At 64.5% G+C, this 15,934-nt stretch carries 17 protein-coding genes; 1 reads left to right on the top strand and 16 read right to left on the bottom strand.

The genetic code is table 11. The annotated features are described in order from the left end of the window. The 14 genes from AC2YHA_RS18595 to trbB form a co-directional block, all read right to left on the bottom strand. A partial coding sequence (locus AC2YHA_RS18595; RefSeq protein WP_487402815.1) for an asparagine synthase-related protein occupies positions 1-1,180 on the bottom strand: 1,180 nt, incomplete at its 3' end. Further along, a complete protein-coding gene (locus AC2YHA_RS18590) occupies positions 1,180-1,803 on the bottom strand; it encodes a lasso peptide biosynthesis B2 protein (protein WP_487402814.1) in 624 nt (207 codons plus the stop codon). The genes AC2YHA_RS18595 and AC2YHA_RS18590, both read right to left, overlap by 1 nt. Before the next feature lie 59 nt (positions 1,804-1,862). Next, positions 1,863-2,000, bottom strand: a complete 138-nt coding sequence (locus AC2YHA_RS18585; RefSeq protein ID WP_487402813.1) for a benenodin family lasso peptide — start codon at positions 1,998-2,000, stop codon at positions 1,863-1,865. Between the two features lie 285 nt (positions 2,001-2,285). Continuing rightward, on the bottom strand, positions 2,286-2,513 hold the full coding sequence (locus AC2YHA_RS18580; protein ID WP_487402812.1) for a DUF2274 domain-containing protein: 228 nt from the start codon (positions 2,511-2,513) through the stop codon (positions 2,286-2,288). Next, on the bottom strand, positions 2,510-3,808 hold the full coding sequence (locus AC2YHA_RS18575) for a TraB/TrbI/VirB10 family type IV secretion system protein (protein ID WP_487402811.1): 1,299 nt from the start codon (positions 3,806-3,808) through the stop codon (positions 2,510-2,512). The genes AC2YHA_RS18580 and AC2YHA_RS18575 overlap by 4 nt, the downstream gene beginning before the upstream one ends. Next, the gene (trbG, locus tag AC2YHA_RS18570; protein WP_487402810.1) at positions 3,805-4,812 is read right to left on the bottom strand and encodes a P-type conjugative transfer protein TrbG; all 1,008 of its coding nucleotides are present in this window, start codon (positions 4,810-4,812) and stop codon (positions 3,805-3,807) included. The genes AC2YHA_RS18575 and trbG overlap by 4 nt, the downstream gene beginning before the upstream one ends. Then, a complete protein-coding gene (gene trbF, locus AC2YHA_RS18565; RefSeq protein WP_487402809.1) occupies positions 4,809-5,492 on the bottom strand; it encodes a conjugal transfer protein TrbF in 684 nt (227 codons plus the stop codon). Before trbF ends, trbG begins: the two co-directional genes overlap by 4 nt. Positions 5,493-5,513: 21 nt before the next feature. Next, the gene (gene trbL, locus AC2YHA_RS18560) at positions 5,514-6,887 is read right to left on the bottom strand and encodes a P-type conjugative transfer protein TrbL (protein WP_487402808.1); all 1,374 of its coding nucleotides are present in this window, start codon (positions 6,885-6,887) and stop codon (positions 5,514-5,516) included. Further along, positions 6,884-7,132 (bottom strand): putative entry exclusion protein TrbK-alt, encoded by a 249-nt coding sequence (trbK-alt, locus tag AC2YHA_RS18555; protein WP_487402807.1) that lies wholly within the window; start codon positions 7,130-7,132, stop codon positions 6,884-6,886. Before trbK-alt ends, trbL begins: the two co-directional genes overlap by 4 nt. A gap of 1 nt (position 7,133) precedes the next feature. Further along, entirely contained in the window at positions 7,134-7,859 is a 726-nt protein-coding gene (trbJ, locus tag AC2YHA_RS18550; protein WP_487402806.1) for a P-type conjugative transfer protein TrbJ, read from the bottom strand. Beyond that, a complete protein-coding gene (trbE, locus tag AC2YHA_RS18545; protein ID WP_487402805.1) occupies positions 7,856-10,345 on the bottom strand; it encodes a conjugal transfer protein TrbE in 2,490 nt (829 codons plus the stop codon). Before trbE ends, trbJ begins: the two co-directional genes overlap by 4 nt. Next, on the bottom strand, positions 10,342-10,611 hold the full coding sequence (locus AC2YHA_RS18540) for a VirB3 family type IV secretion system protein (protein ID WP_487402804.1): 270 nt from the start codon (positions 10,609-10,611) through the stop codon (positions 10,342-10,344). Before AC2YHA_RS18540 ends, trbE begins: the two co-directional genes overlap by 4 nt. Then, positions 10,611-10,955 carry a TrbC/VirB2 family type IV secretion system protein gene (locus AC2YHA_RS18535; RefSeq protein ID WP_487402803.1) on the bottom strand — a complete coding sequence of 115 codons (345 nt, stop codon included), beginning with the start codon at positions 10,953-10,955 and terminating at the stop codon, positions 10,611-10,613. Before AC2YHA_RS18535 ends, AC2YHA_RS18540 begins: the two co-directional genes overlap by 1 nt. Further along, positions 10,952-11,935 carry a P-type conjugative transfer ATPase TrbB gene (gene trbB / locus AC2YHA_RS18530; RefSeq protein WP_487402802.1) on the bottom strand — a complete coding sequence of 328 codons (984 nt, stop codon included), beginning with the start codon at positions 11,933-11,935 and terminating at the stop codon, positions 10,952-10,954. The genes AC2YHA_RS18535 and trbB overlap by 4 nt, the downstream gene beginning before the upstream one ends. Before the next feature lie 393 nt (positions 11,936-12,328). On the opposite strand from trbB, the gene AC2YHA_RS18525 reads away from it, so the two are divergent. Further along, a complete protein-coding gene (locus tag AC2YHA_RS18525; RefSeq protein WP_487402801.1) occupies positions 12,329-13,435 on the top strand; it encodes a Fic family protein in 1,107 nt (368 codons plus the stop codon). Here the strand turns inward: AC2YHA_RS18525 and AC2YHA_RS18520 are convergent. After that, positions 13,408-13,860: a CopG family transcriptional regulator gene (locus tag AC2YHA_RS18520; protein ID WP_487402800.1), complete on the bottom strand. Its 453-nt coding sequence runs from the start codon at positions 13,858-13,860 to the stop codon at positions 13,408-13,410. The genes AC2YHA_RS18525 and AC2YHA_RS18520 overlap by 28 nt on opposite strands. Then, a complete protein-coding gene (locus AC2YHA_RS18515; RefSeq protein ID WP_487402799.1) occupies positions 13,857-15,920 on the bottom strand; it encodes a conjugal transfer protein TraG in 2,064 nt (687 codons plus the stop codon). Before AC2YHA_RS18515 ends, AC2YHA_RS18520 begins: the two co-directional genes overlap by 4 nt. Positions 15,921-15,934: the final 14 nt, after the last annotated feature.

Raw genomic sequence — 15,934 nt, 5'->3', positions numbered from 1 at the left:
ATCTCCACCGGTACTTGGGACCAAGGGCGCGTGGAACGCTGAGCGCCTGTCGCAATATCTGCCACGGCCCCGCGCCGGTAAGCCGACTGATGTCGCGCAGCGTCGTAAAGAATGCCGGCGTAATGCCTTTGGCGAGAAAGAGATCCACAAGCGGACGCGCCGAGCTTGTGGAATAGAAGACATTGTCGCCGCCCAAGCCGGTGAAAAACATGTTCGCGCCACATCGAATGGCTTCCTGATACACGACCTTATCATAGGCTTGAAGCTGCGCCCTCCCACCAGGCCGTGGCGCATGGATGAAGCTCGATCGCGTGATGTCCACATTTGCCAGTTCATATCGTCGCTCAATGAGATCAAACCCGATATGCTCGCAAAGCGCACGAGCGTAGGGTCGCTCGTCGCCGCGCGCATCGTCGGTCGACACTGTCAGCATGTAGCGCCGATTGGCGCGACGCAGGACAGATGCAACGATGGAAGAATCCAGGCCGCCAGAGACACCAACAAGGATCGTTTCGAACCGTGTTGCCCAAGATTCGATGACCGATAGGACGACCTCTCGGAACTCTTCGGGGCTGCCATGTGGCTTATTCGCATGACGCCAGGGAGACCATATCGGTGTGATCTCGACGGAATCGGCGCGGATGCGGATTTGAGAGCCAGGAAGCAGCCTTTGAACGCCGCTCAGTGCCGTCCCCGTTTCAATTAGGCCATTCGCAAACAGCGAGCGGGCGACCCCCTCCCAGTTTACATTCAATGCCATTCCAGTCACGCTGGCGATCAAGGGGACATCGGAAGCGAAAACCCACAGCTCCTTCCAACGGCTGAAAAAACATGGTAGCAATGCTGACGGATCTCGAGCGATATCGACACAGTCGGACCCGAGCATGCAGGTGACATAGGCGCCCCACCCGACTTCGAAGGCGCCCGCCGCGTCTTCAATGTCTGTGGATTGATAAATGGACGGACGACAACGGTCCGATGTCGACATCTGGTCGAAATATTGTCCAACTATCACGCCGCGCAACGCGGGTAGAATCGTACAGTTGTTCGGCTGATTCACCAGCACCACAACACTCTCGGAAATTGAAATATGCTCGAAATCCAGTCGTTTCGCGATGCGCTTTACGTCCTCCAATGGCGTACCGTGTGAACCAACGACGAGGGCAAACCGAAACGGCATCAGACAGCCAGAATTGGCGTAAACTGGGTGACGCGCTCCAGCCTATCATTTTCGACGCGATCCCCCGCCTGGATCCAGCAATGGGCTGCGAACGGATCAAGCTTCACGCCAATGACCAGGGTAGGGCTAAAACCAACCCGAAAGGCAACTGCTCGAAACGCAAGCGAACGCACCAAACACAGATCCTTTTCGCCGAACCACGACGACAGAATCCTAAAGGCACCATATACCTGAGAGATATCACGCATCTGCATCCCTCGTTGACGATTGGTTCTGCGGCTTCGCTCATGGTCAATGATGCGCCGGAAAGTCCAGCGCTCCAGGCGATGTTGCGCCATCAACTGGCCCACCGCAGCATGCAGCAAGAACGAGGAACCAGCCTCCGGTTCACTCTCTTGCGTTGGTGGTGCCTGAAGGCATCGAGATGCCTTCGGCATAATCGGCAGTGCAGCGCTGTCATGTGGGTCAAAGCATGACGAGGGATCCATCACCGCATTCCCCATTACGGCCTGCGATCGAAGGAATGCTTCATTCAATGGTGCGGAAAGCCCAAAGTAGCGATCATTTTCTGTATCCAGGAACACAGCGCGATCGTTACAAACGCAATAGCTTAAGGTGGTCATCGCTAGAGCCGTCTAAGTGTTTGGCGTGTACGAAATGGAGTTCGCACACGCCAAACAGTTCAGTCGTCAGAAATCCCCATGAGATTCTGTTCAGACGACCCGGTATCGATGACAAGTTCGCCCTTGCCCTTTGTTTCGGTGCTTGCAGCGCCGAAATCGATCATTTCATCGTGAGGAATGTTGCTCACAACAGCCATCATCAAGTCCTTCCAACATCAAAACGACTCCTGGCGAGTCGCGAAGGCATGATGATTTTTTTGTGCAGCGGTTTGAATTTTATAATTCAATTATAATCGCCACGGTTGGCCGAAAACAAACGACCGAGCGATGAGTAACACGCGTTGGGAGCGAGCACCGGCGCCTTTAGCGTGAGCCTGAACATGCGCGCCGGAACCCGGTCGTTTGCGCCGCCGAGCAGCGGTGCAACATAGTTTCGTGATCACAATAAGATAGCAAGTGCAATCGCCTCCAGTTCTGTTGCATCAACTGCGGCGCGTGCCGCGCGATCGCACAAAACCCCGATCGCTCGCGATAAACCTCTCCAGCATCGGCACGATCAGCCGCTCGGGTGGCAGCGGCTCGGTAAGGCCGGTCTCCTTGCCATGCGCTTTCGCGTAATCGGACAGATCGCGATAAAGACTGCCGGGCAGTTCGACGCTGAGCTTCACCGGCTTTTCCTCGATGATCGGTCCCAGACGCAGCTTGCTCATGGCCGTCCTCCCTGCACTGCTTCGAGGACCAGGTCCCGCGTGACGATAATCCGAAGTACATGGCCAGGCCGCACCGTCAGTGTCGGCGGGACATTGATCTGGCGCTGCACCACCTGACGACCTGTCTGGTTGATGGTGTCCTGGGTGCCATAGCGCAGCGCCCGGACAAGATCGTCGTCATTGTCGGTGGCGAGCTGCGTGCCCACCCCGAGCAACGTGGAGATGAGCGCGGCCTTGAGCATATTGCCCCAATGATAGTTCACGCCATCGCGCAGGCCAGCCATGCCGGACGCATCGGCGCCCGGCTGGCGGTCGAGCAGGATCGAGCGTCCGCTCGGCAGGATGAGCCGGTCCCAGGCAAGCAGCACGCGGCTCTGGCCGGCGGAGACCTCGCTGTCATATTCCCCGATCAGCCGCGATCCCTGCGGAATGAGCAATATCCGTCCGGTCGGGCTGTCATAGACATTTTGCGTCACCTGCGCGGTGATCTGACCTGGAAGATCGGACTGAATGCCGGTGATGAGCGCGACCGGGATGATACTGCCCGCCTGCAGGATGTTCGGCGAGACTGGCGCCACGATGCGCTCATGGCTGACCGTCGTGCGATCGGACGCTACGGTCAAAAATCCGCGTTTGCCATTGGCGGTCGCCGCCGGCGCCGCGGCGATGTCTGGCTGCGGCGTCGCCAGGGCCGGCTGAGCGGACACTGCGTCGGCGCCTCCGCCACTCGTCGCCCCGCCAAGGAACAGCCGGCTGGTACGGGCCGTATCCCGCTCCTGCACGATGCGTTGACGTGCCTGCTCCCGCGCCGCGATCCGTGGATCGGTCGCCTGACCCGCCTGTGATCCCATGGGCGGCATCGGCACGGCGCGGCCGTTCTGCTGTGCGGAGAGGATCGGACGGCCGAGATCCCCGGGCATGGGCTGACCGAGCTGCGGCACCTTGTCATAGCTATCCGGTGCGGCGGTCACCTTGTCGGCCTTGTTCCGGCTCTCCGTCTCGATGAGGTTCGGGGTCACGGCATGCTGTACCGGCAGAAGCGCATAGACCAGCGCCCCGCCAATGCCGAAGCAAGCGACCGCCCCGATCGATGCCAGCGCCTTGCGCGAAAGGCGCATGACCGATGGCGGATCGCCGCGAAGCCTGAACGCGCGGGGATCATGGACCTGCGGCGGGGCGATAGCGGATGCTGGCGCGGTTTCCTGACCGGCGCTCGTCGTGCGATCCGGCGTCTCCGCGTTATCGCCAGGCACCGCGGCGACCATTTCAGGCCCTTGCGTGCCGGAGCCGCTCATGACCGACCCTTACGACGGCGGTCCTCACGCTCGATGCTGACCCTCGCCACGCGCCGGCCGGACGCGAGCCGCAGTTCGGCGTGGGAGAAGAGCCGGTCGATGATCATGTAGCGACCGGCAACGCGGTAGTTGACCAGTTCCGTGTCGCCCGTGTCTCCCATCACGAACAGCGGCGGCATGTCGGTCCGCGCCACCCCTTCGCCAAACTCGATATAGACCTGACGCCCGTCATCGAACACGCGCACCGGCCGCCAGTCGGGACGATCCCCGCCGATCCGATAGCGAAAATCGAGAGATGCAACGTCGATGCCGGAGGCGAGAGGCATGTCACGCGCCCGTTCCGCCTGCGCGGCGCGCAGCGCGATGAGCTGGTCGCGCGGATAGGTCCAGGAGACCGAGGCCATCCAGGTCGAGGGGGTAGCGCGCAGCTCGACATGATAGGTGCGCCGGTCGGTATTGATGATCAGGTTCGTGGAAATGTCGGGCCGGGTGGGCTTCACGAGGATATGCACGCGCGCCGCCTCGCCGGTCCCGCTCACCGTGTTACCGATGATCCAGCGCACGGTGTCGCCGGCCGCGACCGGTCCGGGGCCGACAAGCTGCTCGCCTTCCTGAAGCGCGATGTCGGTCACCTGGCCGGGCGCTGTATAGACCTGATAGAGTGCGCCGCTTTCCCAAGGATATTGCTGGATCGCGTTGAGGAAGCCGTCTCGAACGGGCTGGACGCGGGCGGCATCATTGGCCGCGCCGACACGGCGGCGCGGATCGGCCGGCTCCGGCGGCGATGCGCTGTCTCCCACCGGCTTCAACTGGCCGGGAAGCGGTAGCGGCCGCGAGATCTCCACGATGCGGATCGCGGGCTCGGGTTCGACTGCGGGTGTCGTGGCTGTCTCAGGCGGCGCGTGGTTTGCGGGCGGCATCGCCGCGCTGGTCGCGCAGGCGCCGAGCGACGAGGCGGAGATGAGCAAGGCGGGCACGGCCTTGCGAAGCGGACCATGTTTCATTGGGCCAATTCCTTCGACCAGTTGAGGGCATTGACGAATACGCCCAGCGGATTCTTGGCGACGGCATCGGGCGTGCGCGGCGTCTGGACGGTGACGGTGAGAATGGCCGACCAGCGCGAGGTCTCGGCCAGAGCGCCGTCCTGATAGCGGCGCTCGGTCCAGGCCAGGCGGAAGCTGTCGTTCGAGGCCCGGATCACGCTCGACACATCGACCGCGACCTGCACCTTGCCGACCTGCGCGAAGGGATCGTTGTTCCGGGCATAGTCGTTGAGCGCGAGACCGCCCTTGTCGGTGGCGAAGTCATAGGCGCGCAGCCAGTTCTCGCGCAGCACGATGGGATCGGCCGGGATCGAGCGGACCTGTTCGATGAAACGCGCGAGGTGGAAAGCGATCTGCGGGTCGGTCGGGCGGTATTCGGCATCGGCTGGCGCGACCGCCCGGGCTTCGCCAAGCTTGTCGACCTCGACCACCCAGGGCGTGATGTGTCCGCGCGCCGACTGCCAGACCAGACCGGCGGACAGACCGCCCGACAGGGCAAGCGCACCTAGACAAGCGAGCCGCCAGTTCTTCGCGGCGACGCGCGCCGAACCGATGCGATCGTCCCAGACCTGGGCGGCGCGCTGATAAGGCGTGACCGGATCGGGCGCTTGCCCATAGCGGATGGAAGGTCTTCGAAACATGGGGTTCGTCCTTTCGAGAAGTCAGCTCTTGTCGGAGACATCGGGACCACTGCCGCCGCCATGGCTGTCGCCGCCCTTGAGCGTGTGGGTCGCCATGGTGGCGCCTTGCGTCATCGCCTGACGGTTCCTCATGGCTTTGGCCCAGGCAGGCGGGCCACTGGCCGGAGCCGTGGCGCCTGCTGCCGATTGCGCGGAAGCGGCGGTTGCGCCGGCTGCGCCTTGCGGCTCGACCCCGAAGGCCGAGCGTGCGCCGCCACGAAAGTTCGACCTGAGCGCCTGTCCCGCCTTGTCGGCCATCTTGCGCAAAGGTGAGGTCGCCGCCTTGCCGGCCGCGCCAAGGGCGTTCTGTCCGGCGGCGGCCATGCCGCCTGTAACAGCGCTGGCGCCACTCTTGCCGAATGAGCCCATGCTGTAGGCTGCGGCACTCGACCCGGCGGCACGGGCGCCGCCACGCGCTGCGGCGGCACCCACCCGGCCTCCGGCAGCAGCGGCGGGGCCGGCAGCTCCTGCGGCGAGCCTGGCACCGGCCGCGCCGCCCGCCAGCGAAGCGCCGGCGAGCAGCGCCGTGCCGGCCGCGGCCCCTGCGCCAAGCTGGGGACCGCCCGCGACGATGCCGTTGGCGATGCCGGGACCGAAAATGCCGAGCCCGAGCAGGGTCAGCGCGGCGAGTGCGATCGCCATGACCTGGTCGATATCGGGTTCGGCGCCAAGGCCGGCGTCAATGAACTGGCTGAACAGGGTCGTGCCGATGCCGGTGATGACGGCGAGGACCAGTACCTTGATGCCGGACGAGATCACATGCCCCAGCACCTTCTCGGCCATGAAGGCGGTGCGATTGAAGAAGGCGAACGGCAGCAGCACGAAGCCGGCGAGCGTCACCAGCTTGAACTCGATGATGGTGACGAACACCTGGATGGCGAGCACGAAGAAGGCCAGCACGACGATGAGCCAGGCGACCAGCAGGATCATGATCTCGGGGAAGTTGGTGAACAGGCCGACCGGCCCGACCAGATCCTCGGTTGCATCGAGCAGCGGCGCGCTGGCATCGAGGCCGGTTCCGGCGACGGTTCCGGGCTTCATGAAATCGGCAAGCGCCATGCCGCCGCCCGAGGCTTTGAGACCGAGCCCCGCGAAGCTGTCGAACAATATGGTGGCCAGCGAAGAGAAGTTGCCGATGATATAGGCGAAGGTTCCGATATAGAGGGTCTTCTTCACCAGGCGCGCCAGGACATCCTCGTCAGCGCCCCAGGCCCAGAACAGCGCCGCGATGGTCACGTCGATGACGATCAGGGTCGAGGAGAGGAAGGCGACCTCGCCGCCCAGCAGCCCGAAGCCGCTGTCGATATAGCCGGTGAAGACACCCAGAAATGTGTCGATCACGCCCGTATCGTTCACGGCCGGTCCTCCCTGGCGTAGAAGCGGCGGCGCCGTTCCTCCCAGGCCGCCTCGCAGCCGCTGTCGGGCATGGTGAGCGTGCGGCAGCGGCGAAGATCATCGGTCAGAAGATCGGCGGCGTTTTCGTCGGCCGGGACGATGATCGTCTTGACGCGGCGCTCTTCGCGCATGGTCATCGCGACGGTGAGCGTCATGAGCAGGCCGCCCAGCGCGCCGGCCGCCGCGATCTTCGCCGTGCGGCTCATCTCAGTTCTGGCCCCGGAAACGGCGGAACCGTTCGCGGCCTTCTGCCTCGATCGCCGCCGCGCGGGCGGCCTCGAGCGCCTGCGCGCGGCCCTGCGCCGCAATGGCTGCGGTCAGATCCGCGAGCTGCTGCGATTGCAGGGCGAGAAGCTGATTGCCCGCCTGCGTCGCCTGCAGGGCGCCGCTTGCCGACTGGCTGGCGCCGACCAGCGTGTTGATCGAGCCGCGCGTGCCGGCGAGATTGCCGACCACGCCGGCCTGGACGCGCAGCGCATCCTCGAGCGCGCCGACGCTATCCTCCCAGCGCGCATTGGCATTGGCGACCATCTGCGCATGGTCTCCGGTCAGCGCGCTGCCCTTGTAGCGGCCCTCGAACGCCTGCTGGATGCTTTGCACATCATAGGCGATGCGCTGAGCCTCGCTCAGGAGCTGGCGGGTCTGATCGACCTGTTGCTGCAAGGTCGAGAGCGTCGAGACCGGCAGGCTGGCGAGGTTCTTCGCCTCGTTGATGAGGCTGGTCGCCTGCTGCTGGATCTGCGTGATCTGATTGTTGATCTGTTGCAGCGCGCGGGCGGCCTGGAGCACGTTCGAGGCATAGTTGGTCGGATCATAGACGATCCCGCCGAAGCCGAACTGGGCGTGGGCGGGACCGGCGATCATCATGCCGGTGGTGAGGCTGGTAGCGAACGCCGTCGCCACCATGGCGCGGCGAAGGAAAGCGCGTTTCATGCAGGGGACTCCTCGGAATCGAGCGGGAGCAGCGGCTCGTCGCCCGGGATGGACGCTGTCAGCGGATCGGATTGGGGCAGCAGGCAAGCGGCCCAGTCGAGACCGCGATGCCGCAACCAATGGGCGGCGAAGGCCTGTGGCCCATGCTCGGCGACCAGCTCACCGATGCGGAGCTGATCGGCCTTCGACGATGCGGCGGAGAAGGCGAGCGCGACCTCGCCCAACCCGAGTTCGAACAGGCGGTTGCCGCGCCGCGACTGGCAATAATAGTCGCGCTTCGGCGTCGCCCGGCTCAATATTGCGATCTGCTGATCGTTGAGCCCGAAACGCGCATAGATGGCGGCGATCTGCGGCTCGGCGGCGCGTTCATTGGGCAGGAAGATGCGCGTCGGGCAGCTCTCGATGATGGCCGGCGCGATTGCAGACGTCTCGATATCGGCGAGACTCTGCGTGGCAAAGATGACCGACGCGTTCTTCTTGCGCAATGTCTTGAGCCATTCGCGCAGCTGCGCGGCGAAGGCGGGACTGTCGAGCACCAGCCAGCCCTCATCGATGATGATGAGGGTCGACCGCCCGTCGAGCCGTCCTTCGATCCGGTGGAAGAGATAGGCGAGCACGGCGGCGGCGGACGCGGCGCCGACCAGCCCTTCGGTCTCGAACGCCTGGACCGATGCCGCGCCCAGATGCTCGGCCTCGGCATCGAGCAGCCGACCCCATGGTCCGCCGACGCAATAGGGCGCGAGCGCCTGCTTGAGTTCCTGACTTTGCAGCAGCACGGCGAGGCCGGTTAGTGTCCGTTCGGATGCCGGCGCACTGGCGAGCGAGCCCAGCGCCGTCCACAGATGCTCCCTGGCGGCAGGATCGATCGCAACGCCTTCACCGGCAAAGATCGCGGCAAGCCATTCGGCGGCCCAGGCGCGTTCGCCGGCCTCGTCAATCCGCGCCAGCGGTTGCAACGCGACGCCAGCGCCTCCCTCATCATCATGCAGCGCACCGCCAAGATCCTGCCAGTCGCCGCCCATGCCGAGCGCGGCAGCGCGGATCGATCCGCCGAAATCGAAGGCGAAAATCTGATTGTCGCGATAGCGGCGGAACTGCATCGCCATCAGGGCCAGCAACACTGATTTGCCGGCACCGGTGGGGCCGACGATCAACGTGTGACCGACATCGCCCACATGAAGGGAAAGACGGAACGGGGTCGAGCCTTCGGTCTTGCCGTACAGCAAGGGGGCGTCACCGAAATGCTCGTCCCGTTCCGCCCCCGCCCACACCGCTGACAGGGGGATCAGGTGGGCGAGATTGAGGGTGGAAATGGGGGGCTGGCGGACATTGGCGTAAACATGGCCGGGCAGGGATCCGAGCCAGGCCTCAATCGCGTTCATGCCCTCGATCGTGCAGGTAAAGTCGCGGCCCTGGATGACCTTCTCCACCAGCCGCAGCTTCTCGGCCGCGAGCGCCGGATCGCGGTCCCAGACGGTGACGGTCGCGGTCACATAGGCGATGCCCGAATGATCGGCGCCCAGTTCCTGCAGAGCGAGATCGGCGTCAGCCGCCTTGTTGGACGCGTCGGTGTCGGTCAGCACCGAGGCTTCGTTGGTCATCACCTCCTTGAGGATCGCGGCGACCGACTTACGCTTAGCGAACCATTGCCGCCGGATGCGGATCAAAAGCTTCGTCGCATCCGTCTTGTCGAGCATGATCGCGCGGGTCGACCAGCGATACGGAAAAGCCAGCCGGTTCAGTTCATCGAGCAGGCCGGGGAAGGTCGCAGTCGGAAAGCCGGTGATGGTAAGCGTGCGCAGATGGTGGTTGCCCAGCATCGGCTCGAGCCCGCCGGTCAGACCTTCGTCGGTGAGCAGCGCATCAAGGTAACAGGGCGTCTCGGGTACGCGCACGCGCTGGCGCTTCGTCGACACGCATGAATGAAGGTATGTAAGCGTCTCACCGTCATCGAGCCAGCGCGCCTCGGGCATGAAACCCTCGACCAGATGCAGCACGCGGTCGGTGCGGTCGATGAACGTGCCGAGCAGTTCGTGGGGATCGACGCCCTTTCCCGAACGGCCTTCATAGAGCCAGGTCTCTGCGCGCGCGGCCTCTTCGGCGGGCGGCATCCAGAGCAGGGTCAGATAATAGCCGCTCTCGAAATGGCTGCCTTCCTCGCGAAACTGTTCGCGCCGCTCCATGTCGACCAGCGCCGAGACCGGATCGGGAAAGTCCGATTTCGGGTACTCCTGGGCTGGCACACGCTGGGCTTCGACGAACACGGCCCAGCCGGAGCCCAGACGGCGCAACGCATTGTTGAGCCGGGCGGTCACCGACACCAGTTCGGACGCCGTGGCACTGTCGAGATCGGGACCGCGAAACCGCGCCGAGCGCTGGAACGATCCATCCTTGTTCAGCACCACGCCCGGTCCGATCAATGCGACCCAGGGCAGGAAATCGGCGAGGCAGGCCGCCTTGGAGCGATATTCAGCGAGGTTCATCATGGCCGCATCCAGACCGGATATTTGAGGTGGCGGCGGGCGACATCGACGAACTGGGGATCGCGCCGGGCGGCCCAGACCGCCAGCACATGGCCGAGCGCCCAGAGCAGCAGACCGACGAGCCAGAGGCGCAGGCCGAGGCCGACGGCCCCGGCGAGCGTGCCGTTGACGATGGCCAGGCTGCGCGGCGCGCCGCCCAGCAGGATGGGTTCGCTCAGCGCCCGGTGGACCGGCGCGTAGAAGCCCGGGATGTCGTCCGCGCCGTTCATCAAATCAGCGCTCCGCCGCCGAAGCTGAAGAAGGTCAGGAAGAAGGACGATGCGGCAAAGGCGATCGAGAGACCGAACACGATCTGGATCAGCCGCCGGAAGCCGCCCGACGTGTCGCCAAAGGCGAGGCTGAGGCCCGTCACGATGATGATGATCACCGCTACGATCTTGGCCACCGGGCCTTCGATCGATTCGAGAATGGACTGGAGGGGCGCCTCCCAGGGCATCGACGAACCACCGGCGTGCGCTGGCGCGGCGATAAGAAGGCCGGCGGACGTGACAGCCAGCACGCCGAGACGATCGAGGGCGGTCCCGGCCAGAAGCCGGGCTTTCTTCGTTTTCATTTGGAGTCTCCTGCTTGTTCGAATGGGAGAAGGATGAGCCGGTAGTCGCCATCGGCGCCGAGCCCTTCGACGCGAGCAAGCTCGGCCAAACGGCGGCCGTGACCCTCACGAACCAGCACCGCGACGAGGTTGATGGTCTCGGCGATGAGGGCGCGGGGCACGGTGACCACCGCCTCCTGGATGAGCTGTTCCATCCGGCGCAGTGCCCCGAGCGCGCTGCCGGCATGGATGGTGCCGATCCCCCCGGGATGCCCGGTGCCCCAGGCCTTGATCAGATCGAGCGCTTCGGCGCCCCGCACCTCGCCGATCGGAATGCGGTCGGGGCGCAGGCGTAGCGAGGAGCGGACGAGATCGGAAAGCGAGGCGACGCCATTCTTGGTCCGCATAGCCACGAGGTTGGGCGCGGCGCATTGCAACTCGCGCGTGTCCTCGATCAGCACGATCCGGTCGCCCGTCCCGGCTACCTCTGCGAGCAGCGCGTTGGTGAGCGTCGTCTTGCCGGTGCCCGTGCCGCCCGCGACGAGGATGTTCAGCCGATCGGCGACCCCGGCGCGCAGCACTTCGGCTTCAGCCGCCAACATGATGCCCGCCGATACATAATCATCGAGCGTGAAGACCGCGACGGCGGGCTTGCGGATCGCGAAGGCCGGTGCGGTCACGATCGGCGGCAGCAATCCTTCGAACCGTTCGCCGGTCTCCGGCAGTTCGGCCGAGACACGGGGAGAGCGGGCATGAACCTCCGCGCCGACATGATGGGCAACGAGACGGATGATCCGTTCGGCATCAGCAGGCGCCAGCCGCCGCCCGGTATCGGCAAGACCCGTGCCCAGCCGGTCCACCCACAGGCAGCCGTCCGGGTTCAGCATGACTTCGACGACGAGGGGGTCGGTCAGCCAGTGGCCGACCATTGGGCCGATGGCCGTGCGCAGCATTCGCGCACCTCGGACTCGTGCTTCCGTATCGGTCCAGCTCGACGCCATGATGATCCCTGTTTGCGGCGCGGATCAGAAGCGTCCGCGCGATGGGGATGATTAAGAGACGCAGAAAAAGCGCGGATTCAACAAGGATTTGCGATCGTAGCAGGCTAGCGAAGGAATACAGGAAATGGCGTAGGCTGCCGCGACTTGGAATGCCGCATCAAGGACGGGCAGAGCGCCATCACTTGAGGATGTTTCGACGTGATGAATAGTCGCCGCTGCCCGGCGGGTGAAGGATTCGCGAAAGGCCAAGTGTGGCTTTGCGTTTGAGCCGTTTCATAAACCGCCTGTAGCGTTGCGGTGAATAGCCGCCTTATTCACCGCGCATCATGCGGCGAATGTTCTTGTCCATTGCGGTGAATAAACGCTATATTCGCCGCAGAAAGTGCGGTGAATATGATCTATATCCATGAACTGCCGGACTGGCCAAACCTGCGCTGGAGCGACGAGCAGCTTGCCCAGCCGCTCGCCGCCGTGCGCCACCGACAGGGGCGGTTGATCGGCCATATGGAGGCCCTTGGCTTCCCGCTGCGCGAGGAAGCCGTGCTCCAGGCCCTTACCGAGGACGTTATCAAGTCCAGCGAGATCGAGGGCGAGGTGCTGGACAGGGAGCAGGTGCGCTCCTCCATCGCCCGCCGTCTCGGCATGGACATCGGCGGGCTGGTCGAAGCCGATCGCAACGTCGAGGGCATTGTCGAAATGATGCTCGATGCCACACAGAATTATGCGCAGCCCCTGACCGCCGAACGGCTGTTCGGCTGGCACGCGGCGCTGTTCCCCACCGGACGCAGCGGCATGAGCCGTATCACCGTAGGCGCATGGCGCACCGCCGAAGCCGGCCCGATGCAGGTTGTGTCGGGTCCGATTGGCCGCGAGCGCGTCCATTACGAAGCCCCCGCATCGGAGCGGCTTGACGCAGAGATGTCCCGCTTTCTCGACTGGTTCGAGACAGCGACGCCGGATCCTGTCCTGAAAGCCGGAGTGGCGCACCTGTGGTTTGTCACCATCCACCCCTTCGATGACGGCAACGGACGAATTGCCCGGGCCATCGCCGACCTCGCGCTGGCGCGTGCGGAGGGAAGCGCGCAGCGTTTCTACAGCATGTCCGCGCAAATCCGGACAGAGCGCAAAGCCTATTACGACATGCTGGAGCGGGCGCAGAAGGGCGAGCTCGACATTACGCCCTGGCTTTCGTGGTTCATCGGCTGCCTGGATCGCGCCTTCGACGGCGCTGAAACCATCCTCGCCAGCGTCATGCACAAAGCGCGGTTCTGGGAGTCTGTCGCCGGACAGCCCCTGAACGAACGCCAGCGCAAGGTCGTCAACCGCCTGCTGGACGGCTTCGAAGGCAAGTTGACCAATGCCAAATGGGCGGCGATCACCAAGGCATCGTCCGATACCGCCTTGCGCGACATCAACGATTTGCTCCGGCGCGGTATCCTTGAGAAGGAGCCGGCCGGTGGGCGCAGCACCAGCTATTCGCTGGTCCTGCCCGAGTCCTGATCCGACCGGGTTGACCTCGTTGCATCTTCCGCGATCTCATTCCTGAACCGCGGCCCCAGTTCCATGCGCCGGTTCAGCATATCTATAAACCGCTCCCATCGCTCGCGTCCCTGCGCCCTTGCGGCCTGCGCGGCGCTATCGGGGAGAGACGGCGTGGCGTTAAGCCAGTTCCGCACGAACAGCGCCAGCGTCTCGTTCGACAGTTCGACATGCCATTCGAGCCGTCCCAGATCACGGGTCAGACGGTCGAGCCGCCGGGCGAGCGCGGCTTCCAGCCGCTCGGCGGCATCGGGCGACAGGAAGGACTCCAGTGCTGCCTCGATGATCGCAGCCTGCGTGGTCCGGCGCGCGGACGCGTGATCGGCGAGCCGGCGCGCGATATCCGCGGGCAGGCGGATGCTGCGCTTGACGTGACCGGCGCTCACAGCACGATCCCGTCATCGGGATCAAGCGACGCATTGCGGGCGTTGCGCTTCATGAGGCGATCGGCCTGCCGCCTTGCGCGTGCGGCTTCCTCGTCCTGCTGATGCTCGTCGGGCATGTCTTCAGGCACCTGATCCTTTTCAGGCGGAACGATCTCCTCATGCTCACTCAGTTCGGGCTCTCGCCGGATGCCGGCATTGGCGGGATCGCCGCTGGTGTCTGCCTGATCGTCTGCTGCCGGGCGTTGTTCGTCAGCGCCAGCCGTGCCGTCTTGTCCGATGTCGCCTTTATCGCCGGCCTGCTCCACAACCGGCCTGGGCGGTGCGTCGACCGGTTCCAGGGTCAACCAGTCGTCCTTCGGGCGGCGTTTCGGGTCGAGCGGCTGTACCTTCGGTGGCGGCAGCAACCGCGCGGTGAAGCGTGGATCGGTGAAATAGCGCGCCTTGTCCGCGCGGATCGGCGGAATGCCGGCCGCCATGACGATTTCCTCGTCTTCCGACAATTGCATGATCTCGCCGGGCGTAAGAAGCGGCCGCGCGGTTTCGGTGCGCGAGATCATGAGGTGGCCCAGCCAGGGCGACAGCCGGTGCCCGGCATAATTCTTCATCGCGCGCATTTCGGTCGCGGTGCCAAGCGCGTCCGAGATCCGCTTGGCGGTGCGCTCGTCATTGGTCGCGAAGGCAACGCGGACATGACAATTGTCGAGAATGGCGTTGTTCTGCCCGTACGCCTTCTCGATCTGATTCAGGCTCTGGGCGATGAGGAAGCCCTTGATCCCGTAGCCTGCCATGAAGGCCAGCGCGCTTTCGAAGAAGTCGAGCCGTCCGAGCGCGGGAAATTCATCGAGCATGAGCAGCAGGCGATGCGGACGGCCCTTGGGATTCAACTCCTCGGTCAGTCGCCGGCCGACCTGGTTGAGGATCAGGCGGATGAGCGGCTTGGTGCGGCTGATGTCGGAGGGCGGGATGACCAGATAGAGCGAGACCGGCATTGGCCCATCCACCAAGTCCGCGATCCGCCAGTCGCTGGCGCGCGTGACCGTGGCGACGATCGGATCGCGGTAGAGCCCCAAAAAGGACATGGCTGTCGAGAGCACGCCCGAGCGCTCGTTCTCCGACTTGTTGAGCAACTCGCGCGCGGCAGAGGCGACCACAGGATGGACGCCCGCCTCGCCCAGATGCGGCGTGGTCATCATCGCACGCAGCGTGGTTTCGATCGGGCGGCGCGGATCGGAGAGGAAGGCGGCGACTCCGGCCAGCGTCTTATCCTCCTCGGCGTAGAGGACATGGAGGATCGCGCCGACCAGCAGCGCATGGCTGGTCTTTTCCCAATGATTGCGCTTCTCGAGGCTGCCTTCGGGGTCGACCAGCACGTCGGCGACATTCTGAACGTCGCGCACTTCCCACTCGCCCTTCCGGACCTCGAGCAGCGGATTATAGGCGGCGCTTGCCGGGTTGGTGGGATCGAACAGCAGCACGCGGCCGTGCCGCGATCGGAAACCGGAAGTGAGCTGCCAATTCTCACCCTTGATGTCGTGGACGATGCAGCTTCCCGGCCAGGTGAGCAGCGACGGTATGACGAGGCCGACGCCTTTGCCCGAGCGAGTCGGCGCGAAGCACAGGACATGCTCGGGACCATCGTGGCGCAGATAGCGCTGTGCGAAATGGCCAAGAACGACGCCATCGTCGCCGAGCATCTTGACCCGCCTCACTTCGCGCTCGCTGGCCCAGCGCGCCGAACCATAGGTTTCGGCCTTCTTCGCCTCGCGCGCGCGCCAGACCGACATGGCGATCGCGATGACGATGCCGGCCATTGCGCCCGACACCGCGATCAGCGCACCGGTCTCGAAGATCTTCGGCGCATAGGCATCGAAAGCGAACCACCACCAGAAGAAGGCCGGCGGCGGATAGATCGGCCATGACCCCAGCGAGAACCAGGGCTCACCCAGTTCGGGTTGATAGGCGAGTGCGTGCGCGGTCCATTGGGTTGCCGCCCAGATGCCGGTCAGCGTCACGCCGAAGACGGCGATGACCTGACCCCAGAGGATACGGGTTGCGTTCATGAGAGGAAGCTCCT

Source organism: Sphingomonas sp. SRI_018, assembly GCF_057586275.1.
Note: the sequence above shows the minus strand (reverse complement) of the source record. Positions and strands in the feature narration are given on the sequence as shown.

Bases quoted from the DNA above. Each gene is read 5' to 3' on its own strand.
- trbG (WP_487402810.1), bottom strand. From the start codon at position 4,812: ATGAAACATGGTCCGCTTCGCAAGGCCGTGCCCGCCTTGCTCATCTCC.
- AC2YHA_RS18590 (WP_487402814.1), bottom strand. From the start codon at position 1,803: ATGACCACCTTAAGCTATTGCGTTTGTAACGATCGCGCTGTGTTCCTG.
- trbF (WP_487402809.1), bottom strand. From the start codon at position 5,492: ATGTTTCGAAGACCTTCCATCCGCTATGGGCAAGCGCCCGATCCGGTC.
- trbK-alt (WP_487402807.1), bottom strand. From the start codon at position 7,132: ATGAGCCGCACGGCGAAGATCGCGGCGGCCGGCGCGCTGGGCGGCCTG.
- trbE (WP_487402805.1), bottom strand. From the start codon at position 10,345: ATGATGAACCTCGCTGAATATCGCTCCAAGGCGGCCTGCCTCGCCGAT.
- AC2YHA_RS18535 (WP_487402803.1), bottom strand. From the start codon at position 10,955: ATGAAAACGAAGAAAGCCCGGCTTCTGGCCGGGACCGCCCTCGATCGT.
- AC2YHA_RS18515 (WP_487402799.1), bottom strand. From the start codon at position 15,920: ATGAACGCAACCCGTATCCTCTGGGGTCAGGTCATCGCCGTCTTCGGC.
- AC2YHA_RS18580 (WP_487402812.1), bottom strand. From the start codon at position 2,513: ATGAGCAAGCTGCGTCTGGGACCGATCATCGAGGAAAAGCCGGTGAAG.
- trbB (WP_487402802.1), bottom strand. From the start codon at position 11,935: ATGGCGTCGAGCTGGACCGATACGGAAGCACGAGTCCGAGGTGCGCGA.
- AC2YHA_RS18525 (WP_487402801.1), top strand. From the start codon at position 12,329: ATGATCTATATCCATGAACTGCCGGACTGGCCAAACCTGCGCTGGAGC.
- AC2YHA_RS18575 (WP_487402811.1), bottom strand. From the start codon at position 3,808: ATGAGCGGCTCCGGCACGCAAGGGCCTGAAATGGTCGCCGCGGTGCCT.
- AC2YHA_RS18585 (WP_487402813.1), bottom strand. From the start codon at position 2,000: ATGGCTGTTGTGAGCAACATTCCTCACGATGAAATGATCGATTTCGGC.
- trbJ (WP_487402806.1), bottom strand. From the start codon at position 7,859: ATGAAACGCGCTTTCCTTCGCCGCGCCATGGTGGCGACGGCGTTCGCT.
- AC2YHA_RS18540 (WP_487402804.1), bottom strand. From the start codon at position 10,611: ATGAACGGCGCGGACGACATCCCGGGCTTCTACGCGCCGGTCCACCGG.